The organism is Margalitia sp. FSL K6-0131 (assembly GCF_038008735.1).
GTDB classification, from domain to species: domain Bacteria; phylum Bacillota; class Bacilli; order Bacillales; family Bacillaceae_C; genus Margalitia; species Margalitia shackletonii.
The window spans coordinates 1,695,460-1,713,000 of sequence record NZ_JBBOZS010000001.1 but is presented as its reverse complement, the minus strand read 5'-3'; the positions used below and the strand labels follow the sequence as shown (position 1 = coordinate 1,713,000).

The 17,541-nt window shown below is 35.3% G+C and carries 23 protein-coding genes; 8 read left to right on the top strand and 15 right to left on the bottom strand.

Annotated features, from left to right (window positions below; all coding sequences use genetic code 11):
* Positions 1-35 precede the first annotated feature (35 nt).
* Complete coding sequence (locus NSQ59_RS08235) at positions 36-1,379, top strand: sigma 54-interacting transcriptional regulator (RefSeq protein ID WP_055738940.1); 1,344 nt, start codon at positions 36-38, stop codon at positions 1,377-1,379.
* A gap of 92 nt (positions 1,380-1,471) precedes the next feature.
* Here the strand turns inward: NSQ59_RS08235 and yugI are convergent, their stop codons facing one another.
* The gene (yugI, locus tag NSQ59_RS08230; protein WP_055738939.1) at positions 1,472-1,864 is read right to left on the bottom strand and encodes a S1 domain-containing post-transcriptional regulator GSP13; all 393 of its coding nucleotides are present in this window, start codon (positions 1,862-1,864) and stop codon (positions 1,472-1,474) included.
* Between the two features lie 417 nt (positions 1,865-2,281).
* On the opposite strand from yugI, the gene NSQ59_RS08225 reads away from it, so the two are divergent.
* A complete protein-coding gene (locus NSQ59_RS08225) occupies positions 2,282-2,488 on the top strand; it encodes a helix-turn-helix domain-containing protein (RefSeq protein WP_055738938.1) in 207 nt (68 codons plus the stop codon).
* Between the two features lie 248 nt (positions 2,489-2,736).
* Here the strand turns inward: NSQ59_RS08225 and NSQ59_RS08220 are convergent, their stop codons facing one another.
* Positions 2,737-2,946 carry a hypothetical protein gene (locus tag NSQ59_RS08220; RefSeq protein WP_126649482.1) on the bottom strand — a complete coding sequence of 70 codons (210 nt, stop codon included), beginning with the start codon at positions 2,944-2,946 and terminating at the stop codon, positions 2,737-2,739.
* 264 nt (positions 2,947-3,210) lie between these two features.
* Complete coding sequence (locus NSQ59_RS08215; RefSeq protein WP_055738937.1) at positions 3,211-3,813, bottom strand: peptidylprolyl isomerase; 603 nt, start codon at positions 3,811-3,813, stop codon at positions 3,211-3,213.
* A 157-nt stretch (positions 3,814-3,970) separates the two neighbouring features.
* On the opposite strand from NSQ59_RS08215, the gene NSQ59_RS08210 reads away from it, so the two are divergent.
* Positions 3,971-4,360 (top strand): kinase-associated lipoprotein B, encoded by a 390-nt coding sequence (locus NSQ59_RS08210; RefSeq protein WP_055738936.1) that lies wholly within the window; start codon positions 3,971-3,973, stop codon positions 4,358-4,360.
* A gap of 76 nt (positions 4,361-4,436) precedes the next feature.
* On the opposite strand, the gene NSQ59_RS08205 is transcribed toward NSQ59_RS08210, so the two are convergent.
* Positions 4,437-4,817, bottom strand: coding sequence for a PaaI family thioesterase (locus NSQ59_RS08205; RefSeq protein WP_437177111.1), 381 nt, complete (start codon positions 4,815-4,817; stop codon positions 4,437-4,439).
* Between the two features lie 143 nt (positions 4,818-4,960).
* Here NSQ59_RS08205 and NSQ59_RS08200 point away from each other — a divergent pair, with 143 nt between their 5' ends.
* The gene (locus NSQ59_RS08200) at positions 4,961-5,326 is read left to right on the top strand and encodes a hypothetical protein (RefSeq protein WP_055738934.1); all 366 of its coding nucleotides are present in this window, start codon (positions 4,961-4,963) and stop codon (positions 5,324-5,326) included.
* Positions 5,327-5,384: 58 nt separating this feature from the next.
* Here the strand turns inward: NSQ59_RS08200 and NSQ59_RS08195 are convergent, their stop codons facing one another.
* From NSQ59_RS08195 to NSQ59_RS08170, 6 genes are all read right to left on the bottom strand, one after another.
* Complete coding sequence (locus NSQ59_RS08195) at positions 5,385-5,588, bottom strand: hypothetical protein (protein WP_340830643.1); 204 nt, start codon at positions 5,586-5,588, stop codon at positions 5,385-5,387.
* Positions 5,589-5,844: 256 nt separating this feature from the next.
* Positions 5,845-7,344, bottom strand: a complete 1,500-nt coding sequence (locus tag NSQ59_RS08190) for a leucyl aminopeptidase (RefSeq protein WP_126649483.1) — start codon at positions 7,342-7,344, stop codon at positions 5,845-5,847.
* 310 nt (positions 7,345-7,654) lie between these two features.
* Positions 7,655-8,377 carry a 3D domain-containing protein gene (locus tag NSQ59_RS08185; RefSeq protein ID WP_083489245.1) on the bottom strand — a complete coding sequence of 241 codons (723 nt, stop codon included), beginning with the start codon at positions 8,375-8,377 and terminating at the stop codon, positions 7,655-7,657.
* Between the two features lie 143 nt (positions 8,378-8,520).
* Positions 8,521-8,847: a YuiB family protein gene (locus tag NSQ59_RS08180; RefSeq protein WP_055738931.1), complete on the bottom strand. Its 327-nt coding sequence runs from the start codon at positions 8,845-8,847 to the stop codon at positions 8,521-8,523.
* Positions 8,848-9,204: 357 nt separating this feature from the next.
* Entirely contained in the window at positions 9,205-9,336 is a 132-nt protein-coding gene (locus NSQ59_RS08175; protein ID WP_161809218.1) for a YuiA family protein, read from the bottom strand.
* Between the two features lie 194 nt (positions 9,337-9,530).
* On the bottom strand, positions 9,531-10,748 hold the full coding sequence (locus NSQ59_RS08170) for an NAD(P)/FAD-dependent oxidoreductase (RefSeq protein ID WP_055738929.1): 1,218 nt from the start codon (positions 10,746-10,748) through the stop codon (positions 9,531-9,533).
* A 387-nt stretch (positions 10,749-11,135) separates the two neighbouring features.
* Here NSQ59_RS08170 and NSQ59_RS08165 point away from each other — a divergent pair, with 387 nt between their 5' ends.
* The gene (locus NSQ59_RS08165; RefSeq protein WP_055738928.1) at positions 11,136-12,134 is read left to right on the top strand and encodes an NAD(P)/FAD-dependent oxidoreductase; all 999 of its coding nucleotides are present in this window, start codon (positions 11,136-11,138) and stop codon (positions 12,132-12,134) included.
* A gap of 186 nt (positions 12,135-12,320) precedes the next feature.
* Here NSQ59_RS08165 and NSQ59_RS08160 read toward each other — a convergent pair whose 3' ends face one another.
* Positions 12,321-12,683, bottom strand: a complete 363-nt coding sequence (locus tag NSQ59_RS08160) for a HesB/IscA family protein (RefSeq protein WP_055738927.1) — start codon at positions 12,681-12,683, stop codon at positions 12,321-12,323.
* 237 nt (positions 12,684-12,920) lie between these two features.
* On the opposite strand from NSQ59_RS08160, the gene NSQ59_RS08155 reads away from it, so the two are divergent.
* Entirely contained in the window at positions 12,921-13,607 is a 687-nt protein-coding gene (locus tag NSQ59_RS08155; protein ID WP_126649485.1) for a DUF2225 domain-containing protein, read from the top strand.
* A 36-nt stretch (positions 13,608-13,643) separates the two neighbouring features.
* Here NSQ59_RS08155 and NSQ59_RS08150 read toward each other — a convergent pair whose 3' ends face one another.
* Complete coding sequence (locus NSQ59_RS08150) at positions 13,644-13,883, bottom strand: YuzB family protein (protein ID WP_055741159.1); 240 nt, start codon at positions 13,881-13,883, stop codon at positions 13,644-13,646.
* A 125-nt stretch (positions 13,884-14,008) separates the two neighbouring features.
* Positions 14,009-14,335, bottom strand: a complete 327-nt coding sequence (locus NSQ59_RS08145; RefSeq protein ID WP_055738925.1) for a YuzD family protein — start codon at positions 14,333-14,335, stop codon at positions 14,009-14,011.
* Between the two features lie 140 nt (positions 14,336-14,475).
* Here NSQ59_RS08145 and NSQ59_RS08140 point away from each other — a divergent pair, with 140 nt between their 5' ends.
* Positions 14,476-14,712: a NifU family protein gene (locus NSQ59_RS08140; RefSeq protein ID WP_055738924.1), complete on the top strand. Its 237-nt coding sequence runs from the start codon at positions 14,476-14,478 to the stop codon at positions 14,710-14,712.
* A gap of 142 nt (positions 14,713-14,854) precedes the next feature.
* Here the strand turns inward: NSQ59_RS08140 and yutH are convergent, their stop codons facing one another.
* Positions 14,855-15,868, bottom strand: coding sequence for a spore coat putative kinase YutH (gene yutH, locus NSQ59_RS08135; RefSeq protein ID WP_055738923.1), 1,014 nt, complete (start codon positions 15,866-15,868; stop codon positions 14,855-14,857).
* Between the two features lie 205 nt (positions 15,869-16,073).
* On the opposite strand from yutH, the gene NSQ59_RS08130 reads away from it, so the two are divergent.
* Entirely contained in the window at positions 16,074-16,571 is a 498-nt protein-coding gene (locus NSQ59_RS08130) for a phosphatidylglycerophosphatase A family protein (RefSeq protein WP_055738922.1), read from the top strand.
* Between the two features lie 37 nt (positions 16,572-16,608).
* Here NSQ59_RS08130 and NSQ59_RS08125 read toward each other — a convergent pair whose 3' ends face one another.
* Positions 16,609-17,373, bottom strand: a complete 765-nt coding sequence (locus NSQ59_RS08125) for a TIGR01457 family HAD-type hydrolase (protein ID WP_055738921.1) — start codon at positions 17,371-17,373, stop codon at positions 16,609-16,611.
* Between the last annotated feature and the right edge of the window lie 168 nt (positions 17,374-17,541).

Genomic DNA, 17,541 nt, shown 5'->3' with positions numbered 1-17,541 from the left:
GTCTTTTTCAATAAAAAAATTTTAGGGGGATTCAGATGGATAATGAAACCTTATTAACAATCTATAAGAATGTTATAGATTACTTAGATGTAGGAGTTCATGCGATTGATCAAGACGGCAAAACAGTTATTTATAATAATAAAATGATGGAAATAGAAGGAATGGACATTGAGGATGTCCTGGATAAAAACATACTCGATGTTTTTCAATTTTTCCAAGGGGAAGGAAGTATTTTATTACAAATATTAAAGTCCGGAGAACCTATTTTTAATAACAAACAAACGTATTTTAACAATAAAGGAATGGAAATAAATACTGTCCATAGTACGTATCCTATAAAAAAGGACAATGTAACAATAGGGGCAGTCGAAATTGTTCGTGATGTTACTAAACTAGAAAGAATCCTTGGCAGTAAGCTTCTAAAAAATGAATTTGGCGCATATACCTTTGACCAATTGGAATTTAATAAATGGTTTCCAAAAGAAGTTATTCAAATTGCTAAACTGGCTTCTTCGATGTCTTCGCCGCTGTTTATTATCGGCGAACATGGAACATACAAAAATATTATTTCTCAAAGCATTCATTATCATAGTTCCGTGCAAGGGAAATTTTATTCCCAAAATTGTACGGAACTTACCGGTGCTTTTATAGAAAAATTATTATTTGGTGAAAAAGAACTAGCCGGGATTCTTGAAATGGCTGACGGGGGTACTCTGTTACTAGAGGAAATTCATTTATTGCCTCTAGATATCCAATCTACGTTACTTAGTTCATTAAAAAATCAAAGAGTAAGGCGGCTTGGTGAGAAAGAGGAAAGATCTTTTCATGTAAGAATTATTGGCAGTATAAGCGATGACCCCATTAAGACAATTGCAGAAGGAAAATTGTTAAAAGATCTTTATTATTTTCTAAGTCAGTCATCCATTGTTATTCCTCCATTACGAGATCGGAAAAACGACATTCCTGAACTGGTGAACTCTTTTATCAAAAAATATAACGACAGATTCCAAATGAATGTAAACACCATTTCAAAAAAAGTGCTGAATGAATTTATTGAATTTGATTGGCCAGGTAATATTAAGGAATTAGAACATGTTATAGAAAGCACTATGAAGTTAATGAAGGATGAAGAAATGATCGAAATCCACCATTTGCCGACTAATTTCACTCACAAAACAGCAGAGGAAAATGAGTTCTTATTTCAAAAAGATAGGGAGATAAAACCTCTCGAGGAATATTTACAGGAGGCCGAAACTTACTATATTCAAAAAGCATTACAATTTCATGATTACAATATCACCAAGACTGCCAGCGCTCTGCATATGAGCAGGCAAAATTTGCAATATCGCTTAAGAAAGCATGGGATTGTGAAAAAATAAATCCAGGCATGAAGCCTGGATTTTATTTTCGTTTAAATAAGCACCAGTGCCTGCTAACGGATGATGAGCAAGGCGCTTACGCTTTTGTTCTATTATTTCTTAATTAAATCTTCACGTTCAGATTGTGAAATCCACTCTTGTAATTTTTCTTTTAAAGTATTAAAACCTTCTGTAGGTTCCTCTGTTTTTACACTCGCTTGACGACGACGTGGTTTAGAAGGTGCCTGTGCAGCTTTTGGCGCTTCTTCTGTTGCACGAATAGACAAGCTTATTTTTCCGCTCTCTTCATCAACAGAAAGTACCTTTACTTTAACTTCATCTCCAACGCTTAAATGATCGTTAATATCTTTTACAAATCCGTGCTTAATTTCAGAGATATGAACTAAACCTTGAGTATTTTCATCTAGTGCAATAAATGCGCCATATGGTTGAATACCTGCTACTTTTCCAGTTAATACTGATCCAATTTCATAATTTGTTGTCATGGAATCACTCCTATTTTCTTATTTATTTCTCCTGTATATACGCAATAAAAAATTATATCATAACAGTTTATATGACGCAAAAATAAGCCCTTATTATCAAAAGTGCAAGTACCTTAATCATTGGCAACCGAATAAGTGAAATTCGAGTGCCAATGTAACTTTCGTAGTCTTCGATATAATTCTTAGGAATCAGAAGGACGAGTCGATGCCATGAAGTGCAAGGAAAATACATAAAAATGCACTTACCGATAGGCGTTGTGGTCAGTCAAAGACTACAATAGTAAAATATTCTGTTTATGAACCTTTTTTCAAATTAAACGGAACATTTGGAACAAAAAGTTCAAGATTCTAAATAAATGACAATGAAATGATTGTGGTACAATATAAAGAAAAGGTTTAGATTTGGAGGAATGTACTTTGGCTTCATTTGCAGAAAATCTAAAATTTTACCGTGAACAAAGAAATATGACACAAGAAGAATTAGCTTTAAAGGCGAGATTAGGTACGGCTGTGATAGAAAAATATGAATCTGGTGATCAAGTTCCAAATACAGAAACAATCTTCAAGCTTTCCACCATTTTAGATGTTCCAGCATCATCCCTCTCAGGAGAAGGCCAATCATAATTTAATTTTGGAATAATTTTTTTCATTACCTAGTTTAACATTAGCAGTATTTGGATATGCTTATACTACAAGGCTTTCTGTTAGTGGAGGCTCAGGTAACATTGGGCTAAAACTACACTAGTATTCCCCCTTTTTATTTTTATTTTTTGACGAGACAAATTTGCCTCGTCCTTTTTTTTGCATAAATTTCTTCTCTGAACTGTCCGTTCTCCAGACAAATGGACCAACATGCTGTCGGTCCATTAGCGTCACTTATTTCCCATATCTTTTCTAATCTTTTCTTCTATTTGCTGCGCTTTTGTTAACTGTTTTTTATTTACCTTTAAAATAATGATAAACGTAATGACTGCAAGAATAGCGAAAATGGATAAGGAAATAAAAGCCGGAATATATTCTCTCTTATCCTCCGGAAAATATAAGAATAGGTTTAATACCATTGCATGTAAAGGGTTAAACATTTCCTAACTCCCTTTCGATTAAAAATAATATCATCATAATAGCCTTTATCTATTATATCAACTTCTTATATTGAAAACCAATAGCCGGGATTTGACAACTTTATTAAAAAATATCAGTGCAATAGTTTGCTGGCACGACATGTAAATGTACGCCAACCTAATCTTTTTCCGATCAGATTCACCCTCATAAAGGCTTGTTCAAGCAGGTTGACTGGCAATATATTTTTTGTACAAAAAAAGCTGCCAAAATGACAGCCTTTTACCTTATTTTAAAACAGTAATTTTTTCAATTACAACATCTTCTTCTGGTTTATCACGCATATTTGTTTTAACCGAAGCAATCTTATCGACTACATCCATTCCTTCTACAACGTGGCCAAACACAGTGTGACGGAAATCTAGCCAAGGGGTGCCGCCATTTTCCATGTATGCATTTATAATTACTTCCGGATATCCTGCTTGTTCTAATTGTCCTTGCATCCTTGAATCCGTTTGTTTACTTTGTACGATAAAAAATTGACTTCCATTTGTATTTGGCCCGGCATTTGCCATTGACAATGCTCCGCGTAAATTAAATAGCTTCTCAGAAAACTCGTCTTCAAATGTCTCACCGTAAATACTTTGTCCGCCTGTTCCATTTCCAGACGGATCCCCGCCTTGAATCATAAAGCCATCAATAACACGGTGGAAGATAATTCCTTCATAATAGCCATTTTCACTATGAGTTAGGAAATTTTCAACTGTCTTCGGTGCCAGATCAGGAAACAATTTTATTTTAATACTTCCCATATTTGTCTTCATTTCAACGAGCTTTTCGTTTTGTAGTACTTCCTTTGTTAATTGAGGATATGTATTTTGTTCTGTCATTTTCAAACTCTCCTTTAATGTATGTCGTACTTTCTTCCCCTACTTTACTAGAATTTTGTCCTTAAGCCAAGTCTCCATACCATTTCTTTGCTTTTTTTGAAATTTCCTTTCATAATATTAATATAGTTCCACTTGAATTAAGCGGAGGAGATTTATGATGCAGACCGGTGAAATTGTAACTTTTTTTAATAAAACAGGGAAATATGTTGGTGAAATCACTGCATGTCACCCGGATCGCTACTTAGTAAAAACGTTAGCAGTCTTAAAGCATCCGATGCAAGGTGATTTACATCATCCAAAAGAAACAGACGTGCCTTTTTTCCATGAGAGAAAAGCATTAGCATTCCGAGAGCAAACGAATATTCCATTAAAAATGGTAAAGCCTTTCGATGGCGAAGTTCCGGATTATAGTAAATCCTTACAAGACGCTTTTAATAAGCTTTACGATGAATTAATGTCAGCTAATACCCCTTTTAGTCTAAAAAGTATCGAGTGTTTGGAAAACATTTTAAAAGAATACGAAACAATGTACTCCATCAAACGTTGAAACACGAAAAGCAAGCATTTGCATATGAAAAAAGACAACCTATTTTCGTCCATTCGAAAAATGGTTGTCTTTTCTTTTACTTTTTCTTTGGAACAACAGCCATAGTGCATCTTGAGATGCAAATTAAATTTTCTTCTTCGTCTTTAATTTGAATTTGCCAAACCTGTGTGCTTTTCCCTTTATGTACAACCTCCGCTGTTGCGGTTACTACTCCATCTCGTTTTGATCGGATATGATTCGCATTAATCTCCAGCCCAAAACAAATTTCATTTTCTAAATCTATTAAATTCGCAGCGCCAACGCTTGCAACCGTTTCTGCTAAGGCAACAGACGCCCCTCCATGCAAATAGCCAAAAGGCTGACGTGTATGATCATTGACTGGCATAGTTGCGACAACTTTACCTCCGACTATTTCAATAATATCAATACCAAGAGCTTCCATTAACGTATTTTTCATTTCCATCATTACTGCCTCCTTCTGAGTATATTTTTATGTATTCTTTTAATGTATTCAAGGATATCGCTAAAAAACCCTTTTCATATTTCATGATTTTCATCATATGTATAAAAGATGAATGATAACAGGGAAGGGATGAAAGGATGAATAGGTATCCGTTTCATTATTATCATGTATATCCCTTAATTCCTAAATATACGTTTCCACATCGTCAATTCCTTCCAGTAAATCCAAAAATGTTTATGGACTCCGCTAAAAAAATGGACCCGCTCTTAAAGGATGCTGAGGTGTTAATGAGGCATATATCCAGTACAGAAGCATTTGCAAAAAAATTAATGAATGCTGCTCAACAATCAAATTTAAATGAGGTTAACCAGATGATTGCTCAAACAGGGATTAAAAGCAAAGCTGACATTCGCTTTAATCCAAGCGGACTCATCCTTATTCTATCCAGAAAAAATGACCCATTAGATTGCTGTCATGTGGAATTACGTGTTAGGTGGATGTAATTAAAAAGCAAGTATCAATCAGAGTATATCCTTACTCTGATTAATACTTGCCCACCTTTTAATAATATGGTCCATAGCCTCCATACGGTGGATAAGGATAGCCTCCTCCAGGGTATGGGTATCCTCCATAAAATGGAGGACGCGGTCTAAATAATGCACTTCCGATTAAACCTCCAACAAATCCGCCAAGAAGCGGTGCACCGAAAAATAACGGGAATTGTCTTTGCTGATAAGGGTCAGGTCCATGATGATAATAATTCAATTTAGGTTACCTCCTTTTTTCTCCTATCATCTATACTATATGCATACGCACAAAATTGGACTGGGCACAAGCCCGTGCTCGATATGAACAAAACGCTCAAGCGCCGCAGCTCTAGTATACGGATGACTGAAATTAGCACTTCAAACATCACCTAGTGAAATTGGCAATTGAAATTTCACCTGATGTTTTACCCGCAAAGAGGAGACGGAGGCGATTAAAAAAGGAAGCCTGATGTTTCATTGGCTTCCTTTGAATATTAAATCATTTCAAATCGTTCCACTAACAAGGCGAGAGTACGAACCATTACACCTGTTGCACCAGCAGGTCCTAATTCATGCTCCTGATTGGTTGTGGCTGTTCCTGCGATATCAAGATGTACCCACGGAGTATCCTCTGCGAATTCACCGACAAAGCCACCACCCATAATCGCATGTCCTTCACTGCCTGGTGAATTATTTAAGTCGGCAATTTTACTGTTCCGAATCCGTTTTTTGTCATTTTCTGTATATGGAAGTAGCCAAATGAATTCCCCTGCTTCAAATGACGCTTCTAATACTTGCTCATAAAATGCTTCATTGTTTGTCATTGCACCTGTTTTATCCAGTCCAAGGGCTGTAATAACACCGCCGGTTAATGTGGCAACATCCACTATATAGCCTGCTCCATGGTGCTTTGCATATGTAACTGCATCCGCTAATGCTAAGCGTCCCTCAGCATCCGTATTTAATACTTCAATTGTTTTTCCATTCATGGAAGTAATAACATCATCAGGTTTGAAGGCGGATCCGCTAATCATATTGTCTGTTGATGGAATGACAGCGACCACATTTTGTTCTGGACGCAATTCACCAATGACTTCCATCGCACCTAAAACAGCTGCGGCACCACCCATATCCGTTTTCATCCCGACAATTCCAGCTTTTGTCTTTAAGGAATAACCACCCGTATCAAAGGTAATCCCTTTTCCAACAAGTCCGATTACATCCTTCCATTCTTCTTTTCCTTGATATTTGAGAACAATCATTTTCGGCGGTTCCACAGAACCTTTATTAACGGCTAAAAGTGCACCCATACCGAGTTTTTCCATATCCTCTTTTTCAAGAATTTCTACATCGAATTCATATTTTTTAGCAAGTTCCACTGCATAATTAGCTAAATCGGTTGCAGTCAGCATATTTCCAGGTAAATTCACTAATGTGCGCGCAGAATTAGTAGCATTACCATACGCAAAACCGACTGTTAAGGAGGATTCGATTTCCCCTTTGTCATACTCACTATAAATACTTAATTTTTCTATATTTTTTTCAGGTGCATTTGATTTTTGCTTGTATCCTTCAAACTTATAAGTTGCAAGTGCAAATGCTTCACTTAGAGCGTGGGATGCATCTTCATGGGAGATTTCTTCCGTAATAAAAGTATCGAGTGCAATAGCTGCCTGCTTTATACCTAATTTATTTACCTCTTTGAACGTTTTCCCAAATGCTTGCTTCAAATCATCAAAGCTTAATTTTTTCTCTTTTCCTAGTCCAACAAAGAATACGCGTTTTGCTGCGATTTTTCCAAGTGTATGTACTTTTGATACTTCTTTAAGCTTAGCAGAAATATCGCCTGATTTTACAAGCTCTGTTAATTGACGGTCAAATTTAAGATCTAATTCTTCCAATATTCCAGAGAATTTTTCCGGCTGGTCCTTCAGCCCAACAATAATACATTCTTGTTCATTTTCAAAAGGATTTTTGTTTTCATATTGAAACATCCTTAATCACCCCCATTTCATTATAAAGGAATGCATAGGTTATTTCGAATATTAAATTCCTTTTGTCAGAATTTAAAGAACGGGGAAATGGACATAACTTAGTACATTTTGAGGTGCTAGTATGAGGATTAATTCTATTTGTCCCAGATATACCTAATTATTAACCTATTTAGACTCCTCTATTCTTGGCTGAGTAGGTAATAATTCTGGTGTTGCCCGAATTTAAACGTGCCGTGTTTAGGACCTGATTTATCAATTAGAATGAAAAATGTTAGAAGCCCTATAAAATAAACGCAGGGACACCCTGCGCTTATTCTTTTTTCATTTTGACATATTGCTGTCTAAATACCTGCATTTTTTTATTATCATTTAATTCGGACAGTTCCTTTTCAGTTAGTTTTCCCTCTCCCTTTTGAACAACATACACATCGAGAGTTTTTTTCCCCCATTGCTGATAAACATCATCCACTGTCTCATAATATAAATCCAACCTATTCCCTTGAATAGCGCCACCCTTATCTGCCACTACCCCATATCCATAACCCGGAATAAATAGGATTGTACCAATTGGAAATACATTTAGATCAGCTGCAATAGTAGAATACAAATCCCTCTTTACTTTTACCCCCGAAAAGGTTATCCCATATTCAGGGTCATTCGCATATTTTCCCGTTGACTCTACTCCAGCCGTATAACCTGTAGCCGTTACCGTAACCTTAGGGTATTCCGACCAGTTAAAAGCATCCTCCAATTTTGGCGGATTTCCTTTTACCGGATTACTTGAAGAAATTTTGGTTGCAATGGTATCAATGTGATTTAATGATTTTAAAGAAATGTCTAACGATTTATAGCTATTATTGTGATAAGTTCTGTTGTCATCCGCTCCAGCTTGTCCATTATAGGAATTTTCTATTTCTACATCTACTGTTGCTGCTTTCACCTTAATTCCGGAAAGTGTTTGAAAGGTCGTAAAAACTGCTATACAAAAAAGCACACTCATTAATATTCGTTTTATTGTTTTATTCATTATCATGTTTTTTTCACTCCTCCCAAATCTATTACTTTCCCAATCTCATTTAAAATATTCATCAGAAGTGAAAAAAACTTAAAATTCTAACCAATTAGAATAGTGCATCAATATCAGACAAAATTAAAAGCCATTACATAGTAAAGGCTTTAAAACATTCGATATCCTTTTTTTCTCAATGTTTTCATTGTAATACCAGCAACAATGGCACCAATCAATCCACTAATTAATATAATAATGTCGGAAGGGTGAAGAGCAGTTAATTTAACACCTAATTTATGAAAAGCATTGCCAGTATCCGTAAAATAATCAATAAATCGAACATCATCAATAATTAAGATGGCGATGATCGGATACAAAATCGCCATTAACCAAGTCATTCGCAATAACATGTTTAAAATAAAGCCAATTCCAAAAAATAATACAAAAAACAATAGCATTGAAATAATCATTACTGGGATGGACATTTGCTGCATCTATAACACCTCCTACTACGATGCACACTAAAATAAAGTGTACTAAATAGATGTATTATGCGTCAATGAAGAAGATTTGAACAATTTAATAGAAAAGTGTTAGCACTTGCCCATCGGCGTACGGATGAGTGAAAATAGCATTTCCATTTCTTCGAGTAAAATTTGAAATTTTATCAAGTGAATATAGTACTTCCATTTTCACCTGATGTTTTACCCTCAGGGAGGAAACGGAATCCGCTAGTTGATATGCGCTGAAAATAGACAAGGATTTAACTTGAAAAATAATTTGTTTGCTATTTTGCAACAAAAAAGAGTGTCACCGGCATGACACTCTTACACTACCATATAAGGGCATATTTAATTATTTTTTTTGCCTGTGCCGCTGCAGCATGGGCATGTTTCGGAACCGCCTAGTAAAAGCTGAAAATAACCTTTTCCTGAACAATAGGTACAATTATTTGTATCTGGAGCTGACGTTTTCCTTTTCATTTGTCTAACCACTCCTTTTTTAAAAATTTTCTGATAATATATCATCTTTTACCTAAACAGTAAATACCTTATTTCTTTAATGTAAGCGAATACAAATACTCTTTATTCACTCATACCCTTTCAAACTCCAAATTTCGAAATATTTTAAAAAGTTAACTAAAGAAAGCCAGTGGCTACTGCCACCGGCTTTCTTTTTAAAATAATTTAAATTTACCCTTTTTCAATACAAGTGAAGTTCCGCCAACCATAAACAACGCACGGTTATCGACAACCTTCTTCATAAAGGATGCACTAGATCCTTTGATTTTCTTGCCAAATACGACACCTATTGCATCATCTTCTCCAAGGGAGCATACAGTTCCTTTATCATCAAAAACAAATGGTTCTAAATTGTCTTGATGATGGATTAGCTTAGCAAGATTTCGGGCACATACCTCACCTTGCTGCATAGCAATTTGTGCAGTCGGCGGATATGGACGATTACAATCTTCATTAATAATAAGGGAGCAATCGCCAATAACAAAAATATTGTCTTTATCAGGGATACGTAAATCAAGATTTACTTTGACACGGCCGCGCATATTTTCAATTCCTGATTTTTCTATAATGCAATTACCGCGAACACCAGCAGACCATATAACCGTTCCACATTTGATTTCTTGAGGTTCTTCTCCTTTTTTACAAATCAGAACACTATCTTCTCTCACTTCTTGAACCGTTGTACCAGAGTGGAATTCAACACCTTTGCTTTCAAGCAAAGATATGGCATAATCTACTAAATCACGATCAAATTGCGGCAATGCCATTGGAGCGGCATCGACACAAACAATCCGAACTTTCGAACGATCAACATCATATTCTTTGCAAAGTTCTGGAATACGATTTGTAATTTCTCCCAAAAATTCAATTCCTGTAAATCCAGCACCAGCAACAACAATCGTTAATCGATCATCTTTTTTTTCATCTTCATTATGATAAGTGGCAAATTGATATTCAATATGTTCACGAATTTGACGTGCTGCATTTACATTTGTAATGGCATATGCATACTTATCAAGACCCTTAATACCAAATGTTTCAGAATCCGAACCTAATGCGATGACTAGATAGTCAAATTCGACTTCCCCATTATCTAAAATAACCTTTTTCTCATCCATTCTAATCGCTTCGGCTGTAGCTTGAACAAATTGTACTTTACTCCCATTAATCACTTTTTTTATATCATAGCGAACTCTATCATGATGTAAAGTTCCTGCAGATGCAGCATGCAGCCATGTTGTTTCATAATGATACTCATTTTTATTCACAAGAATAATTTCCGCTTCATTGCTTCCAATAAGCTTTTGAAGACGCGTTACCGTCATTAATCCACCATATCCAGCACCTAAAACAACAATTTTGGGCTTTCTCACTTGTATCACTTCCACCTTTTATTTTTAATTAATGATGGCTATATTATTTCCACCACAATTGTACGCTTATTAACATTTTTAGTATGTGATTTTTTTCACTAATCCGTTCATATCCATAATAAAGGCTGTTTTCGAATATAAAAATTGCATATTTAGAAAAGAGCCATAAAAAAAGACAAAAAAAATTTGTCAAAAAAAAATGAACATAATTCCCTATTACATGATATGCCTTTTATCCCTGTTTTTCAATATATATTTAGGAATATGAAAACTTATGAAGATTCAAAAAAGTTATGTTCGGTTTTGTTCTGTATGTATTAGATTACATGGTGATAGCAGGGATGTGATATTATATATAGGAATAATTGTACTAATGGAGGGGTTCTTTTGAAAGAGGATCAAAAAGTTTATGATATAACCATTATCGGAGGAGGACCAACTGGATTATTTACAGCCTTTTACGGTGGTATGCGCCAAACTAGCGTTAAAATTATTGAGAGCCTACCACAATTAGGCGGACAACTATCCACCCTCTATCCCGAAAAATATATTTATGATGTTGCAGGTTTCCCAAAGGTGAAAGCTCAAGATTTAGTTAATAATCTAACAGAGCAGATATCTATGTTTTCTCCAACTATTTGTTTAGACCAAGCTGTTAACGAGGTGGAAAAGCTAGAAGACGGATCTTTTAAGCTTATAACAGACAAAGAAATTCATTATTCCAAGACCATTATTATTACAGCTGGAGTTGGTGCGTTCCAGCCCCGCCGCTTAGAATTGGATAACGCTTCTCAATATGAAGGAAAAAACCTTCATTATTTTGTAAATGATATGAATCAATTTGCAGGTAAGAAAGTGGCAATCCTTGGCGGTGGCGATTCTGCGGTTGACTGGGCACTAATGTTAGAGCCTATTGCTGAGAAAGTTACACTTATCCATCGCAGAGACAAATTCCGTGCTCATGAACATAGTGTTGCAACGCTTGAAGCATCAAAGGTAGAAATAAAAACTCCTTTTGTACCCGTAGAATTAATAGGTGATGAAAATGAGGCAAAACAACTAGTATTAGAAGAAGTAAAAGGAGATAAAAAAGATACAGTTGATTTTGATGCTCTAATTGTTAACTATGGATTTATTTCATCACTAGGACCTATTAAAAATTGGGGATTAGAAATAGAGAAAAACTCCATTGTTGTTAATTCGAAAATGGAGACTAATATCCCTGGTATTTATGCAGCCGGCGATATTTGCACCTTTGATGGCAAGATTAAATTAATTGCTACAGGCTTTGGGGAAGCTCCAACTGCAGTCAGCAATGCGAAGGCCTACATAGATCCAAAATCGCGTCTGCAGCCAATGCATAGTACATCCTTGTTTCCATCATAATGATTATTGAAATTTGAAGGCAGCGAGGAACGAGTCGATGATGGCTTATCATAAGGATAAGATCAAGAAATTCGCTAGCCGATATGCTCCGGAGTACCACTTAGACCTTAGACAGAAAAAAAACTTATAAATTCTAAAATTATCATAATAAAAAGCTGTTGATTTCAATAATCAACAGCTTTTTTATTAACAGGTTTCTGGAGTTCCAGCGTTAGTAGCAGTCTTAAATGAAGATCCGCAGCCGCAAGTTACAAGTGCATTAGGATTATCTATTGTAAATCCGCCGCCCATTAACGAATTTTTATAATCAATTTTCGTTCCTTTTAATAATGGGGCGCTTTCATGATCAACCAAGATGGCAATCCCAAATTGCTCATCTTCATGGTCGCCGTCTTTTTTTTCATGGTCAAATCCCATTCCGTAAGAAAGACCGCTGCAGCCTCCACCATTAATGGATACACGTAAATAGGCTCCCTCTTCCTCATTGTGTTTCATCATATCTTTTACTTGATTTGCAGCCGATTGAGATAAAGTGATAATTTCACCCAACTTGTTACACCTCCGATTTTTTTACCATTAATACTACCTATATATAATAATAAAATAGTCGTGTACTTGTTCCATTACTAACTTTTTCTTTATTATATACCCTTTAATCACATCTCTCAACCATTCGAACTTGAACAAACAATATAGTTTATTATTCCATTTTTCCGTTTTCTATTTATAATAAGTATATAGACACACTCCAAATGTCACAGAAATCTATATAAGGTGTTGATACTAATGGGACATTTATCACCTTTCTATGAAAAGAATTTTGAATGTCTACTATGCAAAAACAAGTTCACATCATTAAAAATACGATCCAGCTATGTTAAAGTTGATTTTTACGATAAGGACTTCTGTCCTAACTATAAATCAAAGGAAATAAATCCTGTATTATACAATATATATGTTTGCCCGCATTGTGGGTTTTCTTTTTCTGATGAATTTTCGAAATATATCGTTCCAGCAATAAAAGAAGAATTAAACAAAAAGGTTAGTATGCACTGGAAAACGCAAGATTTTGGGCACGAACGGTCCATTCAGCAAGCCATAAATGCATACAAGCTTGCATCCTATTGTGCAGTGATAAAACGGGAGAAAAAAGTTACTTTGGCTGGTGTATTTTTAAGAATTGCTTGGCTTTATCGTATGAACGAAGATGAGCAAGAACAACGCTTTCTTCAGATGGCTGTTCAGGAATATATTAATTCTTATGTAAATGACGATTTCAGAGGTTCGCAAATGTCTGAATTGAAAATTCTATATTTAATTGCAGAATTACTGCGAAGAACTGGCCAGTATAAAGAAGCCGTTTTTTATTTTTCGAAAGTGCTTGAAAAACAAGCCTCTGCTTCGGAAAGAACAATAGTGGAAATGGCACGTGATCAATGGAATGAAATGCGTAACGTAATGAATCAAGCATAAATAGGTATATAAAAAGGAACAGATCTCTGTTCCTTTTTAAAACATTGGATTTTCTTCCAAATATTTATATATATTTGCCACTAGCTCTTCGGCAGTATCTCCTTTCACATACTCACCGTTCACTAATGCAAACATAGCTTCCCCGCATATATCACAAAAATCCAGACAGCTGTACTCAACAATATCCAGATTTGGGTCTTCTTCCAATATTTCTAAAGCTTTATACGAACCACTTGCAAGATTACTTGCACAAAACTCAATTATTGGATTCAAGATAATCACCTCTCTACCAATGATTATCCTACTCCATTTCAGGTCTATCGTCAACGAGACAGTGTTTAGGTAATCAATCCAACAAAAATAAGAGGACACTTTTGCAAGAATCCTCATCATCGTTTTATTTATCCTTCAGAACTATATCCATATTTTTCTAGTTCTTCATATATGACCTTTAAACGTGGATTTCCTTCTCCAACAACATTTCCCTCTAAAGTGACAACCGGATAGAACATATCCTCTTCCACTACTCTTTTCGCAAACTTTGAAAGCTCTTCCTCATTAGGAGGATTAAAGATATCCACATGCAATATATCAAAAGGCTGATCCGGATACTTTCTGGAAATTGCCGCTCCAAGCCATTCAAACGTTTCCTTTGAGGAAGGTAAATTTACGCAGCTAGCACATAATTGTTCTGCACCATAAACCACAATTTTAACTTGTTTTTTCATTTTTCTCTCCCCTTCTCTCTTTATTTTACACAAGATTTTCAGAAACGGAAGAAGAATTCATCTTCATTCATTGAGAATCAATAATAGATTTTTTTATTTAAACTTATTATAATAAGATTATGGAAAGGAGTCGATTTTAAATGTCTCAAGAAACTATTATTGAACAAGTTCAAGAAGTATTAGATAAATTGCGTCCATTTTTATTGCGTGATGGCGGTGACTGTGAATTAGTTGATGTGGAGGATGGAATTGTGAAACTCCGCTTACTTGGTGCATGCGGAACATGTCCAAGCTCCACCATTACGTTAAAAGCTGGTATTGAACGTGCTTTATTTGAGGAAGTTCCCGGTGTAGTGGAAGTAGAACAAGTATTTTAATAAAAAAAGCGATTCCTTGGGAATCGCCTTTTTTTTATTTAAAAATAAGAAATCATTAGTTTTCTATCCTATACTTTATTGTCTAATCTAAGCAGCCTTCGTTAAGGATTACTCCGATGTGAGCAAAGCACTTCCCATTTTTCTACGATGATACATTGAACCAATTTATTTCAGGAATATTCCATATACCAGGATCTCTTCCCATCAAACGATAAAAAGTACCTAAAAAGCTTTCGTATTCAGTAGAATCCCGCTTATATTTATGCAACCGTTCCTCTAACTGTTTATGCTGCTTTTCTGAATTTGTTAAATAATACTGTTCTATACACTCAAAATAATGTAAAGGGAACAAAAGCCTTGCAAAAATTAATCTCCAAGAAAAATTGGATAAGGGGATGATTCCCTCATATTCTTCTAAGAAATTTTGCACATCAGGTAAAAATGATTTGCTTTTCCTAAAATATTGCTGCCGAATCCATTCCGCAATATCTCTGCTGGCGTGGTCAAATACCCAATCAAATGGATTTCTAATCCACATTCTGTTTCCCCAAATCTCGTTATTAAACCGATCATGGCAAACCGTACCAGCATCTATATCAAGGGTTTCCTCATCCAATTCAGTATCCACTAAATACTGAATCGCATTTTCACACATCCCCATATAGTATGGAAAGGTCTCAACAAACATATGATCAAAATCGTTATTCGGATTTTCTTGTACTACTTGATACCATACTTTTTCCAATTGTTCTAGTCTTTTTTCCCAATATATTTTCCATTGTCCAATGCTGCTTGTATGCTGAATTTGAGCTTCTATCGATCGCCCGCGTTGATGAAACTTTGCTAACTTTCTGCCAAGACTTCTTTTTTTAGGGATTTTTGTATAAGAGTTAAATAAGAGGACATAATCCTCTTCATGATGGGTAATTAAAAACTTTTGATCCTTCGAAGCGTAAAATGTCGATACATTTCGATCACCTTGACGGGAAAGATGATCGGACATTAAATATAATTCCACAAGTACTTCTTCCTTTATGTTGGTAACAGGAACAAGAGTATATAAATTGCCTTCTTTTAAATATCTAATATATTTTCCATCAAGAAAAGAAGTTTCAGGCTGGATTTGAAAATATTGCTGCAACAAGTCAACCGACACTCTGACACCTCCTTCAAGAAATAATAAAATCATCTATGGAAGATTACATAAAACCATATTCAATCATATATATGAAGTAACCCCATTAATTATCACGTTGTTCAAAATTACAAGGAATATGAATTTTGAATTTTTCTTTTTTGCCTTGTAAATGAACCAGATTAGGGAAAAATGAGGAATATAAAAATGAAAAAAGGTGGCCAATATGGAAAAAAAACAAGCAATGAATGAATCTGAAACAACAGCACGACTTTGGCTAAAAAAACGAGGAGTTCAAATAGAAGATATTGCGGAGCTTGTTATGTTTTTACAAAAGAAATATCATCCGGATTTAAATTTGAAGGAATGCATTGAGAATGTTGAGCGTGTTATTTCAAAGCGCGAGGTTCAAAACGCAATATTAACCGGTATTCAAATGGATATGTTAGCAGAAAAAGGATTATTAGACGAGCCATTACAATCCATAATAGCAGTGGATGAAAGTCTTTATGGAGTAGATGAAATTCTCGCATTTTCGATTGTCAATGTATATGGTTCCATTGGTTTTACAAATTACGGTTATATTGACAAATTAAAACCTGGAATACTAAAAAAATTAAATGATCATTCAAGCGGGAACTGTCATACCTTTTTAGATGATATTGTGGGTGCAATTGCTGCAGCCGCTTCCAGTAGACTAGCCCATCGTGCTGATAATGAATAGAAACAAGGCGTGTAAATTTATTACACGCCTGTTTTTGTTAAATATTCCATTCTGATAGTGATTCAATTGAATAGGTTGGTTGAATTTCTTTCTCTTTCAGTTGTTCTTTAGTTGTTACACCCGTATGCACTAACAAGGTATCCATCCCACTTCGTATCCCTGCCATAATATCGGTATCATAGAAATCCCCTACCATAATGGTTTCCTCTTTTTTAGTTCCTAAAAAAGCCAATGCTTGTTCCATTATAATTGATTCTGGTTTTCCAATAAAAACAGGCTCTGTTTGGGTTGACACTGTAATGACAGACGTTATAGATCCATTTCCGGGCAAAAATCCTCTTTCGGTAGGAAGAGCGATATCCGCATTTGTAGAAATAAACGTTGCTCCACTTCTAACCGCCAAACAAGCGAGCGATAATTTTTCATAATTAATTTCACGGTCAATGCCTACTACGACGAAATCAGGATGCTCATCTTTGAATTGAAATCCCTTCTTTTGCAAGGCATCTTTTATTCCCTCTTCCCCAATTACATAAATAGAGGCATGCGGTTTTAATTCATAAATATATTGTGCAGTTGCCATGGAAGTCGTAAATACTTGGTTTGGTGTGGCGGGAATTTCAAAATCATTTAGTTTTTTTGCAACCTGTTCCGGTGTTCTTGAGGAATTATTTGTTACAAACAAATATGGTATGCCTTTTTTATGTAACCGATAAATAAAATCTGAAGCTTCCTCTATTTTTTCCGTTCCCCGATACATTGTCCCATCCAAATCAATTAAATATCCTTGATAATTTTTCATTATGCCGGCTCCTTTTCCAAGTGTAAATGCACAAGCGCCGAAACTATAGTGCACGGATTTCGTAGTCATAGGCATGACTAAAGAAAACATCGAGGTCGTTCAAAAGCTAGTGAAATTAACACTTCAAATTTCACTTGATGCCCTTACTCACAGTAAGGAGAAATCCGC

Excerpts from the sequence above, each read along its gene's own strand:
- yugI (WP_055738939.1), bottom strand. The coding sequence starts at position 1,864 with ATGACAACAAATTATGAAATTGGATCAGTATTAACTGGAAAAGTAGCA.
- NSQ59_RS08185 (WP_083489245.1), bottom strand. The coding sequence starts at position 8,377 with ATGATAATGAATAAAACAATAAAACGAATATTAATGAGTGTGCTTTTT.
- NSQ59_RS08220 (WP_126649482.1), bottom strand. The coding sequence starts at position 2,946 with ATGTTTAACCCTTTACATGCAATGGTATTAAACCTATTCTTATATTTT.
- NSQ59_RS08200 (WP_055738934.1), top strand. The coding sequence starts at position 4,961 with ATGAATAGGTATCCGTTTCATTATTATCATGTATATCCCTTAATTCCT.
- NSQ59_RS08215 (WP_055738937.1), bottom strand. The coding sequence starts at position 3,813 with ATGACAGAACAAAATACATATCCTCAATTAACAAAGGAAGTACTACAA.
- NSQ59_RS08235 (WP_055738940.1), top strand. The coding sequence starts at position 36 with ATGGATAATGAAACCTTATTAACAATCTATAAGAATGTTATAGATTAC.
- NSQ59_RS08145 (WP_055738925.1), bottom strand. The coding sequence starts at position 14,335 with ATGAAAAAACAAGTTAAAATTGTGGTTTATGGTGCAGAACAATTATGT.
- NSQ59_RS08180 (WP_055738931.1), bottom strand. The coding sequence starts at position 8,847 with ATGCAGCAAATGTCCATCCCAGTAATGATTATTTCAATGCTATTGTTT.
- NSQ59_RS08175 (WP_161809218.1), bottom strand. The coding sequence starts at position 9,336 with ATGAAAAGGAAAACGTCAGCTCCAGATACAAATAATTGTACCTATTGT.
- NSQ59_RS08130 (WP_055738922.1), top strand. The coding sequence starts at position 16,074 with ATGGAAAAAAAACAAGCAATGAATGAATCTGAAACAACAGCACGACTT.
- NSQ59_RS08205 (WP_437177111.1), bottom strand. The coding sequence starts at position 4,817 with ATGAAAAATACGTTAATGGAAGCTCTTGGTATTGATATTATTGAAATA.
- NSQ59_RS08140 (WP_055738924.1), top strand. The coding sequence starts at position 14,476 with ATGTCTCAAGAAACTATTATTGAACAAGTTCAAGAAGTATTAGATAAA.
- NSQ59_RS08125 (WP_055738921.1), bottom strand. The coding sequence starts at position 17,373 with ATGAAAAATTATCAAGGATATTTAATTGATTTGGATGGGACAATGTAT.
- NSQ59_RS08210 (WP_055738936.1), top strand. The coding sequence starts at position 3,971 with ATGCAGACCGGTGAAATTGTAACTTTTTTTAATAAAACAGGGAAATAT.
- NSQ59_RS08155 (WP_126649485.1), top strand. The coding sequence starts at position 12,921 with ATGGGACATTTATCACCTTTCTATGAAAAGAATTTTGAATGTCTACTA.
- NSQ59_RS08190 (WP_126649483.1), bottom strand. The coding sequence starts at position 7,344 with ATGTTTCAATATGAAAACAAAAATCCTTTTGAAAATGAACAAGAATGT.